The following is an 11,932-nucleotide window of genomic DNA, read 5'->3' as shown; positions in this document are numbered from 1 at the left end:
CGGTCATGCGGTGAGATCCCCTCTACACCCAGGCCACAACCATCACTGCCTTTGCTCTGGCGCGCAAGTCTCATTATGCCAGAAATCAAACTTGGCATAATATTTTTGCTTATTGCGCATTTTTTGAGCTATCCGGCATGCCAGAATAGTGCATATTTGGCTCGAGCAAGGAGCGAGACGGCCTCTCATTATGCCAGATCGCCTGATATGTGCGGAGAGATGATGAAACCCTTCGAGGTCAGGAACGCCCATTTCGATCGCCTGGTGAACACGCCGGGCCTGCGCTGGATGGGTCAGAACACCAATCACGCCACGCCGCATCCAGCCGTCCTGGCGGCAATGGAGAAATGCATCCGCGACGAGGAGTTCCACATCTACGCGCCGCCGGCGGGCCTGGAAGAGCTGCGCCACGGCATCGTCGCCGATCTCGGGCTGCCAGGTCAGGCGGCGCTGCTGTCGGACGGGGCGGTCGCCTCGCTCTACCACGTCTGCCACACGCTGCTTGAGCCCGGCGACGAGTTCATCACCACCGATCCGACCTGGAACTGGCCGATGGCCTTTGCCCGCTCGGTCGGCGCCACGGTGACGCAGATCCCGATCTATGGCGAGGAGCACGGCTATCGCCTGGCGCCGGAACGGCTTGCCGCCGCCATCACGCCGAAGACCAAGGTGGTTTACCTGGTCGATCCGAACAATCCGCTCGGGAGCGCCTGCACGGCAGCCGAGATCGACGGCATCGTCGCGGCGACAAGACAGGCCGGCGCCTATCTGATCCACGACTGCACCTATCGCCATTTCGCCTATGACCACACGCTCGCCGCGACCCGCTACCCCGAGCGGACCATCACCATCTACAGCTTCTCGAAATGGCTGGGCTTCGCGGGCCTTCGGGTCGGCGCCGTGGTCGCCCATCCCGATATCGTCGAAAAGCTCGCCGGCGCGCCGCCGAACAATCTCGGCTCCAACATCCTGTCGCAGCGCGCAGCGCTCGCCGGTCTGACAATCAAGGACGAATGGTTCCCGGGCGTGCTGGCTCAGCAGCGGGCGAACCAGAAGCTGATCAAGGACGCCTCCGACCGGATCCCCGGCCTCGCTATGCCGGTCTATCCCTCCAACGGCAATTTCATCGTGCTGGAATGCGAGCGCGCCGGGGTCAAGCCGGAGGCGCTGGTCGCCGCCTATCAGGAGCACGACATCATGATCCGCCAGGGCGCCTATCACACGCCGACCTTCGGCGACCGCTTCGTCAAGATCAGCACCAGCGTGCCGACCGCCTGGGTCGAGGAATTCGTCGACCTGCTGCCGCGCCTGGTCGAACAGGCCCGCGGCCGCAACGAAGCCGTCAAATTGTTCTGACCCGCCTGCCCTCGCCCATGAGGTTTCCGCCAATGGCCGCCTTCGCAGAACGCAAGACCCACAACCGGCCCAGGTTCGCTTTGCCTTTCCCAGCGGCACCTCTTCACCTCTCCCCGGCGGGGCTACCGGATTCACACAACGCATTACACGCCGCAGTACGTCACCCCCGGCGAGCGAAGCGAGGGAAGGGGGTCCAGGAGTTGCGGGGCCCTGGCCTCAACACAGCGAGATCACCCAAACACATGCACTGGGGGCGCGGCGAAGCGACCCCTGGCCCCCCTTCCCTCGCTTCGCTCGCCGGGGGTGACGTAGAGCATGGTGCGTCGCCGGTTTCGCATGATGCCTTCGCGGAAAGCGGCGCGCCCCCTCTCCCGGCCTTCGGCCGACCTCTCCCCGCCGGGGAGAGGTCAAGGCGGTGGTTCTCGGGCGGACCTTCAAGGCTCGTGCATCAGACCAAGTTCACCCCGCGGGTCGAAGGCCGGAACACAAGACGTCCCTAGGCGACCACCCTCACCCGTCGCGCAGACACCACTCTCATACGGAGATTTCGAACCATGGACCTCGGGCTCAAAGGCAAGACGGTGCTGATCACGGGCGCCTCGCAGGGGATCGGCGAAGGGCTCGCCCGTTCCTTCGCCGAGGAAGGCTGCAACCTGCATGTCGTGGCGCGCTCGGGCGACCGGCTCGACGCGTTGAAGCGCGCGCTGGAGGCCGAGCACGGCGTCACCGTCACGGCCCATGCCATGGACATGACGGCACCCGGCGCGGTCGAGACGCTGGTCGCCGCCGTCGGCGACATCGACGTTCTCGTCAACAATGCCGGCGTCATTCCGAGCGGCTCGCTGTGGGATGTCGACGAGGCCAAGTGGCGCGCCGGCTGGGAGCTGAAAGTGCTCGGCTATATCAATCTGACCCGCGCCTTCTATCCGCGCATGAAGGCGCAGGGCGGTGGCGTCATCATCAATAATATCGGCAATGGCGGCGAGGTCTTCGACCCGGCCTATGTCGCCGGCACGACCGGCAATGCCAGCCTGATGGCCTTCACCCGCGCCATGGGCGGCCATTCGCTCGACGACAATATCCGGGTGGTCGGGGTCAATCCCGGTCCCGTCGATACCGACCGCATCTACAACATGCTGAAGAAGCGGGCGAAGGACTGGCTCGGCGACGCCGACCGCTACGACGAGCTGCAGCAGCGTTATCCGCTGAAACGGCCGGCCCATATCCACGAGGTGACCGACCTCATCGTGTTCCTGGCCTCCTACCGCTCCGGCTACACGTCGGGCGCCATTTTCACCGTCGACGGCGGCATCGCCTCGCGCCGTTCCGTGATCTGAGGGCTGAGCCATGGCTTTTGCGACGACCAGCGACGGCATCCGCCTGTTCTACGAAACCGCCGGCCAGGGCACGCCGATCATCTTCGTCCACGAGTTCGGCGGCAGCCACTGGAGCTGGGAGCCGCAGATGAATGCCTTCGCCAGGCGGCACCGCTGCATCACCTTCGCGGCACGCGGCTACCGGCCCTCGGACGTGCCGGCCGATGTCGAGCGCTATTCGCAGGCGCGCGCCGCCGACGACATCGTCGACGTGCTGAGCGCCGAAGGCATCGACAAGGCCCATGTCGTCGGCTTGTCGATGGGCGGCTTCGCCTCGTTGCATGCGGCATTGCGCCATCCCGACCGCGTCAAGTCGGTGGTCGCCGCCGGCGCCGGTTATGGCGCGGAAAAGGCCCATGAGGACTATTTCAAGGGCATTTCCGAACAGGTCGCGCGCAACTTCCAGGAGCGCGGCCCAAAAGACTTTGCCCCCGTCTATGCCGAGGGCGCCTCGCGCGTACAGTTCCAGAACAAGGATCCGCGCGGCTGGCAATTGTTCGCCGACCGGCTCGGCCAGCATGACGCGCTGGGCGCCGCCAACACCATGCGCGGCGTGCAGATGCGCCGGCCCTCGCTCTATGACCTGGAAGCCGAATTCGGCAAGCTCGACGTGCCGGTGCTGGTGATGACCGGCGACGAGGACGACCACTGCATCCAGCCCGGCCTGTTCCTGAAGCGCGCCATTCCGCGCTGCGGTCTCGCCGTGCTGCCGAAGGCCGGCCACACGCTGAACCTCGAAGAACCCGAACTGTTCAACCGCCTGGTGGCCGAGTTCATCGCCCAGGTCGAAGCCGGCCAATGGGGGCCGCGCGACCCGCGTGCCAATCCCGCCCAGATCATGCGGACCAATTGAGGCATGGCATGACGCAGTCGAGAACCTCCCAATCCAAAACCTCCCAATCGAGAACATCGGATGCGGTCGACGGCCAGCGGCTGTGGGATCGCCATATGGCGCTTGCCCGTTTCGGCGCCCGCGACGATGGCGGCGTCGACCGCCCCACCCTCTCAGGCGTCGAGAGCGAGGCGCGCGCCCAGGTGATCGCCTGGGGCCGGCGGATCGGGCTGAAACCGTTCACCGACGGCATCGCCAACCTGTTCCTGCGTTACGAGGGGCGCGATCCCGCGCTGCCGCCGGTTGTCGCCGGCTCGCATATCGATTCCCAGCCGACCGGCGGCAAGTTCGACGGCGTGTTCGGCGTGCTGGCGGCACTCGAAGCGGTGGAGGCCATGGCGGCGCGCGGCGCGCGGCCGCTCCGGCCGATCGAGATCGTCGCCTGGACCAATGAGGAAGGCTCGCGCTTCGCGCCGGGCATGACCGGATCGGACGTCTTCACCGGCACCAAGACGCTCGACCAGGTTCTGCCGATCCGCGACGCCCAGGGCGTTTCGATCGCCGACGCGGTGAAGGCGATCCTCGCCGGCGACCAGGGCGTGCCGCTCCGGCCCTTCGGTTTGCCGATCGCGGCTTATGTCGAGCCGCATATCGAACAGGCCTCGGTGCTGGAGGCGGCCGGCATTCCCTTAGGTGTCGTCACCGGCATCCAGGGCACCCGGCGCTACCGGGTGACGGTGACGGGCGAAGCCGCCCATGCCGGCACGGCGCTGCGCGCCGACCGCCGCGACGCGCTGATGGCCGCGGTCAGGATGATCGCCGCCATGGATCAGGCGGCCATGGAGCCAGCCGATACGCTGCTCACCGTCGGGCTCATGCAGGTGACGCCCAACGCCCCTTCGGTGGTGCCGGCGGAAGTGTTCTTCTCGATCGACCTGCGCCATCCCGACAATACGATCGTCGACCGGGTCGATGGCGAGATCAGGCGCATTGTCGAGGCCGAGCGCGGGCCCTGCCAGGTCGCGCTGAAGCAGATCCAGCACTCCCCCTCGCTCACCTTCGCGCCCGCCATCCGCGACGCCATCGGCAAGGCCGCCGGCGCGCTCGATATTCCGGCCATGGATGTCTATTCGGCTGCCGGCCACGACGCACGCCAGCTGCACTATGTCTGCCCGGCCGGCATGATTTTCGTGCCCTGCCGCGGCGGCATTTCGCACAATCCGGCGGAATGGGCCGAGCCGGCGCATCTGACCGCCGGGACCCAGGTTCTCGCCGATGTGCTTTGGGATCTCGCCAACCGCGCCTAGGCTCGGGCGACGATTCAGAACCGCCAGACGCCAAAAGAAAGTCAGCCCGCATGGACCAGGGAACCGTCCGTTTCACCCGCGAGGGCGCCATCGCCCACGTCCTGTTCGACCGGCCACAGGCGCGCAACGCCATGACCTGGGCGATGTATGAGCAACTGGCCGAGATCTGCGCGACCATCCGCGCCGACCGCACGCTGCGGGTCGCGACCTTCCGCGGCGCCGGTGGCAAGGCCTTCATCGCCGGTACCGATATCCATCAGTTCCAGGCCTTCACATCAGGCGAGGACGGCATCGCTTATGAGGCGCGGATCGAGGCGATCCTGACCGCGCTCGAAACCTTGCCGGTGCCAACCCTCGCCGTGGTCGACGGCTGGTGCGTCGGCGGCGGCCTGGCGATCGCCGCCTGCTGCGACCTGCGCATCGCAACCGCCGACGCCCAATTCGGCATTCCGATTGCCCGGACGCTCGGCAATTGCCTGTCCGCCGCCAATTACGCCCGCCTGGTCGCCGAGCTCGGGGTTGCGCGCACCAAGCGCATCCTGCTGATGGCCGAGATGATCCCGGCCGCCGAGGCGCGTGATGCCGGCTTCCTGCTCGACGTGGTCGAGGAAGGCATCGACGGCCGCGTCGCCGAGATCACCGGGCGCCTGGTCAACCACGCCCCGGTCACCATGCGGGTCAGCAAGGAGGCCATCCGCCGCATCCTGAAGGCGGTCGAAGTCGACGGCGACGACCTGGTTCGCGAATGCTACGGCAGCCGCGACTTCCGCATTGGCGTCGACGCCTTCGTCGCCAAACGCACGCCGGAATGGACCGGCAGCTGAGGGACGGCCAGGGCGTGAGGCGCCGGGAGCAATAGCCGCGGTTGATTCAGCTACGCTTTTTACGCCGAATCCGTCGATCACGCACTCGTGTCGCCAGAGCCACGTAACGCATGGCCCATCCGCATCGAACTGCCCATTGCGTGCTGATCCCGCGCGCGAGTGGCCATGGCGCTTGGGGAATAGCGCTCTGAGCAACACACCGGAGATGGCAACATGTCCACCAGATCAATCGTGAGTTCGACCTTCCTGGCGAGCGCCGTCGCGACCGCGCTTTCGTCCTTCGCAGCCGCGGCACCGCTGACGGATGCGCAGGTCAGGGACGCCATGTCGAGGGGCATGGAGAAATGCTACGGCGTCGTGCTGAAGGGACAGAACGACTGCGCCGCCGGTCCCGGGACGACCTGCCAGGGCACTTCTACCGTTGATTACCAGGGCAATGCCTGGAAGTTCGTGGCTGGCGGCACCTGCGCCACGATGCAGCTACCGGGAGGTCGCACCGGCTCGCTTCAGGCGCTGACGCGCGACTTGCGGTAGCGGACGGCCGAGCCATGAGCCTGGCTACCCGAACCGGAGGCCAAGATGAAGTATTTGGCGCCAAGACCCGAGCCGAACGCATCCGGGATGCTCCGCCTTCCCGCGCATCCCGTGGCAGGCCTCGCCGGAACCAGCCTCAAGCATGAGCATCTGCCGGCCATTCTCGCCGACGTGAAGCAGACCGGCTTCTTTGAAGTTCATGCCGAAAACTATATGGGCGCCGGCGGCCCGCCACACGACGCGCTCACGCGCATCCGCCTGAGCTACCCGGTCTCGCTCCACGGCGTGTGCATGTCGATTGGCGGGCCTGAGCCTCTGGACAAGACCCATCTCGGGCGCTTCCAGGCGCTTGTCGATCGTTACGAGCCGGCGCTTGTTTCCGAGCATCTCGCCTGGTCGACCCACGATACGACCTATTTCAACGATCTATTGCCGCTGCCCTACACACTGGCCACGCTCGCCCGGGTCGCCGACCACATCGATGAAGTGCAGGAGGCGATCGGCCGCCCGATCCTGCTGGAGAATCCGTCCACCTACGTCCTTTTTGCCGAGTCGACGATGAACGAGACCGATTTCATCCGCGAACTTGTCCGGCGCACAGGCTGCGGCCTGTTGCTCGACATCAACAATGTCTTCGTTTCCGCCACCAATCACGGCTACGCCGCGCTTGCCTATCTGGCTGATTTTCCGCTTGAGCATGTCGGCGAAATCCATCTGGCGGGACATGCCGAACAGGCGGACGACGAAGGCGATCTCCTGCTCATCGACAGCCATGACGGCCCGGTCGCCGACGCCGTGTGGACGCTTTTTGGCGTCGTGATCGGCCACTGCGGACCGATACCGACGCTGGTCGAATGGGACAGCGCCATTCCCGACTGGCCCGTGCTCAAGGCGGAGGCCACCGCCGCGCAAGCGATCCTCGACCGCCACGCGACCAGTGCCATACGGGACAGGACCCATGCTGGCGCGTGAACGCCCCGCGGACGATTTCGGCGACAAGCCTGGCTATGCGCGGGCCTTTGCCGCCGCGCTGCTCGATCCCGGTCGACCGCCGCCCTCGTCGCTCACCGGGCCAGCCGGCAAGGCCGCGGGCAAACGTTACGACGTCTATCGCAACAACATCACCGTCAGTCTCGTCAACGCGCTGGCGGCAACGTTTCCGGCGACGGCGCGCATTGTCGGCGTGGATTTCTTCCGGGCGATGGCGAGGGCTCATGTGCGCGCCGCGCCACCCTCATCGCCGCTTCTGTTCGAATATGGCCACGGCTTTGCCGATTTCATCGAAGCTTATGAACATGCGCAGCCGATGCCATGGCTGGCGGACGTGGCGCGCATCGAGCGGGCCTGGCTCGACGCCTATCACGCCGCCGATGCCGAACCGCTGACGCCCCAGGCTCTGGGTTCCGTAGCGTCGGACCGGCTGGCCGATACCGTTCTGACGCCCCATCCGGCGACCCGGATCCTGCGCTCCCGGTTCCCGGCACTCACCATATTCGTCGCAAACCGGAGCGACGGCCCGGTCGGGCGGATCCGCGCAACCGAGCCGGAGGACGCGCTGGTGACGAGGCCCGGTCTCGAGGTCGTTGTCAGGCGCCTGCCACCTGGCGGCACGGTCTTTCTGATGCACCTCGTCGCGGGCGCGCCACTCGGCGCGGCCGCCGCGGCGGCGCTTGCGGACAGTCCGGAATTCGATCTCTCCGCCAGCATCGTCGGGATGCTCGAGGCCGGTGCCTTCATCGCGGCAAATCAGGGAGGATAAGGCCATGGCCCCTGGACCGCATGTCGCCGGCGCCGCTGGATGGCAAGCGATCGGCAGGGTTTTCTACCGCGCAGGCGCCATCCTTCGCGCCCTCGCCCCGCCGTCGCTGACCCAGCTTGTCCTGCGCTGCGCGCTGGCAGTTCCGTTCTGGCGATCCGGGGTCAACAAATGGGACGGTTTCCTGCAATTGAACGAGGTCGCCGTGCTGCTCTTCAGTTCGGAATTCCAGTTGCACTTGCCGGGCGGTCCTTATTCCTTCCCGGCTCCCGCCGTGGTGGCCTTCGCCGCAGGTTCCGCGGAAATCCTCTTGCCCATCCTCCTCGTTCTCGGTCTGGCGACGCGACCGGCTGCGTTCGGACTTCTGGTCATGACGCTCGTCGTGCAACTGACCGTGCCGCAGGGCTGGCCTCTGCATGTGACCTGGGCCGCGATGGCGCTCGCCATCATGGCGTCTGGGCCGGGGCGGATTTCGCTCGACCACTGGCTCGATCGGTGGATCAAGCGGCGTCCAGGATGAGCATTTCCGTCGAAGCTGGCCGCTTCCGCAATTCAGTTGGCCGATCCGGCAGGACCCCGCCTTGCCGCGCTGTCGCTCCAGGATCGCGCGCAAACGGCGCACGGCCCTGCCTCGAAAAAAGCATCGGACGATGTCGATCCCGCGGGATCCCGTTCGTTGTCAGGATGGAGCGCGAGCCCCAAGGCCCGCCTCCCGACAACATGCGAACCAGGAGACACGACCATGCGATTCATGATGCTGATGATCCCCAGGGGCTATGAGACCGCGGCGCCCGGCACGTTGCCCGACGCCGAGGCGGTGGCCGCCATGATGAAATATAATCAGGAGCTGAAAGCGGCCGGCGTGCTGATCACGCTGGATGGCCTGCACCCGCCGTCGATGGGCGCGCGGGTGACCTTTCCCGGCGGCAAGGCCAAGGTGACCGACGGTCCCTTCTCCGAGGCCAAGGAAGTGCTCGGCGGCTATTGGATGATCGACGTGAAGTCGAAGGCGGAAGCTGTCGCCTGGGCCTCACGCTGTCCGGGCACTGACGACGCGACCATCGAGATACGCCAGGTGCAGGAATTCGACGATTTCCCGGCCGATGTGCAAGCCGAGCTCAAAGACTTCACCGAGATGCATGCCGGCGAAGCGCGGAACGGCTGAAGCGGCCGGCAGCGCGCCGCGGGGCGCAAAAGGCCACTCTGAGATCGATCCGAGGCAACGGTCACGCCGGTCGCCGGGCTTGAAACCGCCTGTGACCGGCGCAACCATGGCCGGGCCCCGGCCTCGTCGCCTCGCTCATCGGCATGCCCTATCTGGTCTGGCAACGGAGCCGGCGGGGATAAGGGATCGAGCGGCGCGCGCGGCGTCCCAAAGTCATGTTCGCGCGCGCGCCGCCTGACGCTCGTCCGCATCGCGGCTCGCCCGATCCTTGCGGACGATCGGACAGGCACCGCAATATTTCTGTTCGGGAATGAGGTAGCGGATACAGCAGATCCGCCGGCGCCGGCCGGTCTCAGCCTGTTGGTCGAGGTAATAGACCGGCTCGAACAAGGGGTTCGGCCGGCCATCCGCTCGTGTCCGGCTCGCCAGCAAAGCCTTGGCGTGAACGACGCCGGGCTGGGCTGACGAGGTCGCCCGCTCGACGGTGCGCAGCGCATGCTCGAAATAATTGCCGGCATTGCTCCAGAGCACCCGCGGCGTGATGCCGGTTTCCCCTGCGAGCGCGGCAATGACCGGTTCGAGATGGCCGTCGATCAGCGCGGCGAAACGCGCCTCCGCCGTCGCCGGCTTGAAGGCATGGCCGGCACGGGACACCTTGAGCGCCTGCGCCCGCGCCTCGGCGGTGAAGATCAGGCCAATGTCGCCGAGACCGGTCGGCAGGGCCCAGTCGAGCAGCATGTTGGTCGCCAAGGCCGGCTCGAGCACGACGGCGAAGTGCCATTTCGACCAGAGCGAGGCGACGGCGCGCGGGTCCTGGCCGGGATAGGCCTCGCCGTAACGCGCCAGGATGTCACGCAAGACCGTCCGGTCGGTGAGATCGGCGCCATGGACTGCCTCGCGCGGGTCATCGGCGAAGGCGAGCTTTTCTTTCAGGAAGGCCAGCTGGCCGTCGAGCAGCGGCGCGAGCGCGTTGGTCACCTCGCCTCCCGGCCATGATCCTCACACGAGGCCCGATCTCTATAGGCTCCGAGAAAAAGCTGCAATCTCAACAGTTTAAATGAATTCCAAGGTAGGCCGTCGGATCGTGCGTCGCGCGCGAGGCAGTGATCCGCGGCGGGCACCGCGAAGCGATCACTCCTCGGGCAGCAGCGTCAGCTGTAGCGCTAGTTGCCGGGTGCGCGCTCGCGGCTTTGCCTGCGGAGCGGCCTCCGGCGCGCGCGTTGGACCCGCGCCGCCACCGCGCACGATGATGCGCGCCATCCGCTCGATGGCCTCAACCTCGTCCTCGACGCGACCGGTGAGCAGGTGAAACCAGTTGAAGCCGATATAGAGCGCCAGCAGCGTCTCGATATCAGCGGCATCGATCTCGCCCCGCGCCGCGGCGCGGGCAAAGATATGCCTGAGCAGATCGATCCGTTCGGGCAGGAACTTGACGCGCAACGCATCAAGCGCGGCTTGGCTCGCCTGCGCCTCGGCCACCAGCGCCCGAAACGCCCGCCCCGAAGGCGTCTCGCGCCAGAAGCCCCAGAGCGCGCGTGTGAACTCGGCGAGATCGCGGGCCAATGAACCGGTATCCGGCGCGGCGATCGACGCCGCCTTGTCCTCGGCATAGACGGCGATGAACAGATCCGCCTTGGTTGGCCACCAGCGATAGATCGTCGGCTTGCCCGCTCCGGCGCGGCGCGCCACCTCGTCGATCGAGAAACCGGCATAACCCTTTTCCGCCAGCAAGCCGCGCGCGGCGGCCAGCACGGCAGCCTCGCTGTCGGGATTGCGCCTGGCGCCGACCGAGGCGCGGCGGGCAAGGGGTTTGGATTTGGGCTTGGGTTTGCGGGCGGCCGCCATCGGGAACTCCCAGACGATTTTCGTGATGCGCGACCTTGCCATAACGGAACGGTCCGTTTATATCAAGACCCACATAAGAACGACCCGTTTCGTTTCGACATTCGAAAGCTTGCCATGCCCCGTGTTCGCGCCGCCACCGCAACGCTTGCCCACTGCCGTTTCCTGGCCATTTTGATGTTCGGCGCCTATGCCCTGATCAATGCGTTGCTGTTCGCACTCGCCCCGCTCACCACCGGCTGGCCGACCTGGGCGGTCACCGCGCTGGCTGTCCCGCCCATGGTGCTCGGCATGGTTCACCTGGTCATTCCGCTGGCGCGGCGAAGCGGCCGCTGACGCGGACGGCCATAGGCGATCATCGATCTCACCGGCTGATCGCCACCACCCCGAGAACGGCTGAGGCCAGGCCCAGCAGGATGCGGACGGCATGCAGCTGGAGCCAGAGATCCAGTGTCGCCCTGATGTCGGCCAGCGCGATGGACTTGGCCGCGAAGGCGTTGTTGGTCGGGATGTGCCAGGCGAAGGTGATGACCCCGATGCCGATCATCGCGGCCAGGGATGCGAGCCAGAGCCCCCTTGCGACCGGCGCGTTCCAGTCGAGCCAGAGCGCGCCGGCAAGCCCGATGAAGGTCGGGACGACAAAGAGCGGGATGGTCCGCCCGATGAGCCAGCCATTGGCGCCGAACCAGTCGAGGAACTCGGCCGGTGGCAGCCTCTTCCAATAGGCGCCGAAGGAGAGGCCAATATTGAGCATGGCGCCGGCGAAGGTCGCGGCGCCGCAAATGGCGAGGATGTGGAAGACCAGGCGTATGGTCATGACGGATTGCTCCCGTTTCGAGGGGTGGAGGTCATGCCTGAAGCGATCGATGCCGCTGCCCCGAAGAGATGGTCGCCGGGACCCGCCTGCCCTCCGCTGGCGGCTTGGCGGGACCTGCTTGCG

At 66.4% G+C, this 11,932-nt stretch carries 14 protein-coding genes; 11 read left to right on the top strand and 3 right to left on the bottom strand.

Translation table 11 applies throughout. The features are described 5' to 3' along the window. The first annotated feature begins 222 nt into the window (after window positions 1–222). The 10 genes from E8M01_RS25900 to E8M01_RS25855 all read left to right on the top strand — a co-directional run bounded on the left by E8M01_RS25900 (window position 223) and on the right by E8M01_RS25855 (window position 9,150). Window positions 223–1,356 (top strand): pyridoxal phosphate-dependent aminotransferase, encoded by a 1,134-nt coding sequence (locus E8M01_RS25900; protein WP_136962787.1) that lies wholly within the window; start codon window positions 223–225, stop codon window positions 1,354–1,356. Between the two features lie 554 nt (window positions 1,357–1,910). After that, window positions 1,911–2,693 (top strand): SDR family oxidoreductase, encoded by a 783-nt coding sequence (locus E8M01_RS25895; protein WP_136962786.1) that lies wholly within the window; start codon window positions 1,911–1,913, stop codon window positions 2,691–2,693. 10 nt (window positions 2,694–2,703) lie between these two features. Further along, a complete protein-coding gene (locus E8M01_RS25890; protein WP_136962785.1) occupies window positions 2,704–3,585 on the top strand; it encodes an alpha/beta fold hydrolase in 882 nt (293 codons plus the stop codon). 8 nt (window positions 3,586–3,593) lie between these two features. Next, a complete protein-coding gene (locus tag E8M01_RS25885) occupies window positions 3,594–4,871 on the top strand; it encodes a M20 family metallo-hydrolase (protein ID WP_136962784.1) in 1,278 nt (425 codons plus the stop codon). 50 nt (window positions 4,872–4,921) lie between these two features. Beyond that, on the top strand, window positions 4,922–5,695 hold the full coding sequence (locus E8M01_RS25880) for an enoyl-CoA hydratase/isomerase family protein (protein WP_136962783.1): 774 nt from the start codon (window positions 4,922–4,924) through the stop codon (window positions 5,693–5,695). Window positions 5,696–5,908: 213 nt separating this feature from the next. Further along, window positions 5,909–6,229 carry a BufA1 family periplasmic bufferin-type metallophore gene (locus tag E8M01_RS25875; protein ID WP_136962782.1) on the top strand — a complete coding sequence of 107 codons (321 nt, stop codon included), beginning with the start codon at window positions 5,909–5,911 and terminating at the stop codon, window positions 6,227–6,229. A 45-nt stretch (window positions 6,230–6,274) separates the two neighbouring features. Further along, the gene (bufB, locus tag E8M01_RS25870; protein WP_136962781.1) at window positions 6,275–7,201 is read left to right on the top strand and encodes an MNIO family bufferin maturase; all 927 of its coding nucleotides are present in this window, start codon (window positions 6,275–6,277) and stop codon (window positions 7,199–7,201) included. Then, window positions 7,188–7,988, top strand: a complete 801-nt coding sequence (locus tag E8M01_RS25865; protein WP_136962780.1) for an HvfC/BufC N-terminal domain-containing protein — start codon at window positions 7,188–7,190, stop codon at window positions 7,986–7,988. Before bufB ends, E8M01_RS25865 begins: the two co-directional genes overlap by 14 nt. A gap of 4 nt (window positions 7,989–7,992) precedes the next feature. After that, window positions 7,993–8,505 carry a DoxX family protein gene (locus tag E8M01_RS25860; RefSeq protein ID WP_136962779.1) on the top strand — a complete coding sequence of 171 codons (513 nt, stop codon included), beginning with the start codon at window positions 7,993–7,995 and terminating at the stop codon, window positions 8,503–8,505. Window positions 8,506–8,727: 222 nt separating this feature from the next. Next, window positions 8,728–9,150 carry a YciI family protein gene (locus tag E8M01_RS25855; RefSeq protein ID WP_136962778.1) on the top strand — a complete coding sequence of 141 codons (423 nt, stop codon included), beginning with the start codon at window positions 8,728–8,730 and terminating at the stop codon, window positions 9,148–9,150. 213 nt (window positions 9,151–9,363) lie between these two features. Here E8M01_RS25855 and fhuF read toward each other — a convergent pair whose 3' ends face one another. Both fhuF and E8M01_RS25845 read right to left on the bottom strand, forming a co-directional pair. Continuing rightward, a complete protein-coding gene (gene fhuF, locus E8M01_RS25850; protein WP_136962777.1) occupies window positions 9,364–10,128 on the bottom strand; it encodes a siderophore-iron reductase FhuF in 765 nt (254 codons plus the stop codon). 153 nt (window positions 10,129–10,281) lie between these two features. Further along, entirely contained in the window at window positions 10,282–10,995 is a 714-nt protein-coding gene (locus E8M01_RS25845) for a TetR/AcrR family transcriptional regulator (RefSeq protein WP_136962776.1), read from the bottom strand. Window positions 10,996–11,109: 114 nt separating this feature from the next. On the opposite strand from E8M01_RS25845, the gene E8M01_RS25840 reads away from it, so the two are divergent. Beyond that, window positions 11,110–11,328, top strand: coding sequence for a putative antibiotic biosynthesis monooxygenase (locus E8M01_RS25840; protein WP_136962775.1), 219 nt, complete (start codon window positions 11,110–11,112; stop codon window positions 11,326–11,328). Window positions 11,329–11,356: 28 nt separating this feature from the next. Here the strand turns inward: E8M01_RS25840 and E8M01_RS25835 are convergent, their stop codons facing one another. After that, window positions 11,357–11,809 (bottom strand): anthrone oxygenase family protein, encoded by a 453-nt coding sequence (locus E8M01_RS25835; protein WP_136962774.1) that lies wholly within the window; start codon window positions 11,807–11,809, stop codon window positions 11,357–11,359. Window positions 11,810–11,932 lie beyond the last annotated feature (123 nt).

It is taken from the genome of Phreatobacter stygius (genome assembly GCF_005144885.1).
Lineage (GTDB): Bacteria > Pseudomonadota > Alphaproteobacteria > Rhizobiales > Phreatobacteraceae > Phreatobacter > Phreatobacter stygius.
Note: the sequence above shows the minus strand (reverse complement) of the source record. Positions and strands in the feature narration are given on the sequence as shown.

Excerpts from the sequence above, each read along its gene's own strand:
- E8M01_RS25895 (WP_136962786.1), top strand. The coding sequence starts at position 1,911 with ATGGACCTCGGGCTCAAAGGCAAGACGGTGCTGATCACGGGCGCCTCG.
- E8M01_RS25875 (WP_136962782.1), top strand. The coding sequence starts at position 5,909 with ATGTCCACCAGATCAATCGTGAGTTCGACCTTCCTGGCGAGCGCCGTC.
- E8M01_RS25885 (WP_136962784.1), top strand. The coding sequence starts at position 3,594 with ATGACGCAGTCGAGAACCTCCCAATCCAAAACCTCCCAATCGAGAACA.
- E8M01_RS25900 (WP_136962787.1), top strand. The coding sequence starts at position 223 with ATGAAACCCTTCGAGGTCAGGAACGCCCATTTCGATCGCCTGGTGAAC.
- E8M01_RS25880 (WP_136962783.1), top strand. The coding sequence starts at position 4,922 with ATGGACCAGGGAACCGTCCGTTTCACCCGCGAGGGCGCCATCGCCCAC.
- E8M01_RS25890 (WP_136962785.1), top strand. The coding sequence starts at position 2,704 with ATGGCTTTTGCGACGACCAGCGACGGCATCCGCCTGTTCTACGAAACC.
- E8M01_RS25860 (WP_136962779.1), top strand. The coding sequence starts at position 7,993 with ATGGCCCCTGGACCGCATGTCGCCGGCGCCGCTGGATGGCAAGCGATC.
- E8M01_RS25855 (WP_136962778.1), top strand. The coding sequence starts at position 8,728 with ATGCGATTCATGATGCTGATGATCCCCAGGGGCTATGAGACCGCGGCG.
- bufB (WP_136962781.1), top strand. The coding sequence starts at position 6,275 with ATGAAGTATTTGGCGCCAAGACCCGAGCCGAACGCATCCGGGATGCTC.
- E8M01_RS25840 (WP_136962775.1), top strand. The coding sequence starts at position 11,110 with ATGCCCCGTGTTCGCGCCGCCACCGCAACGCTTGCCCACTGCCGTTTC.
- E8M01_RS25865 (WP_136962780.1), top strand. The coding sequence starts at position 7,188 with ATGCTGGCGCGTGAACGCCCCGCGGACGATTTCGGCGACAAGCCTGGC.
- E8M01_RS25845 (WP_136962776.1), bottom strand. The coding sequence starts at position 10,995 with ATGGCGGCCGCCCGCAAACCCAAGCCCAAATCCAAACCCCTTGCCCGC.
- E8M01_RS25835 (WP_136962774.1), bottom strand. The coding sequence starts at position 11,809 with ATGACCATACGCCTGGTCTTCCACATCCTCGCCATTTGCGGCGCCGCG.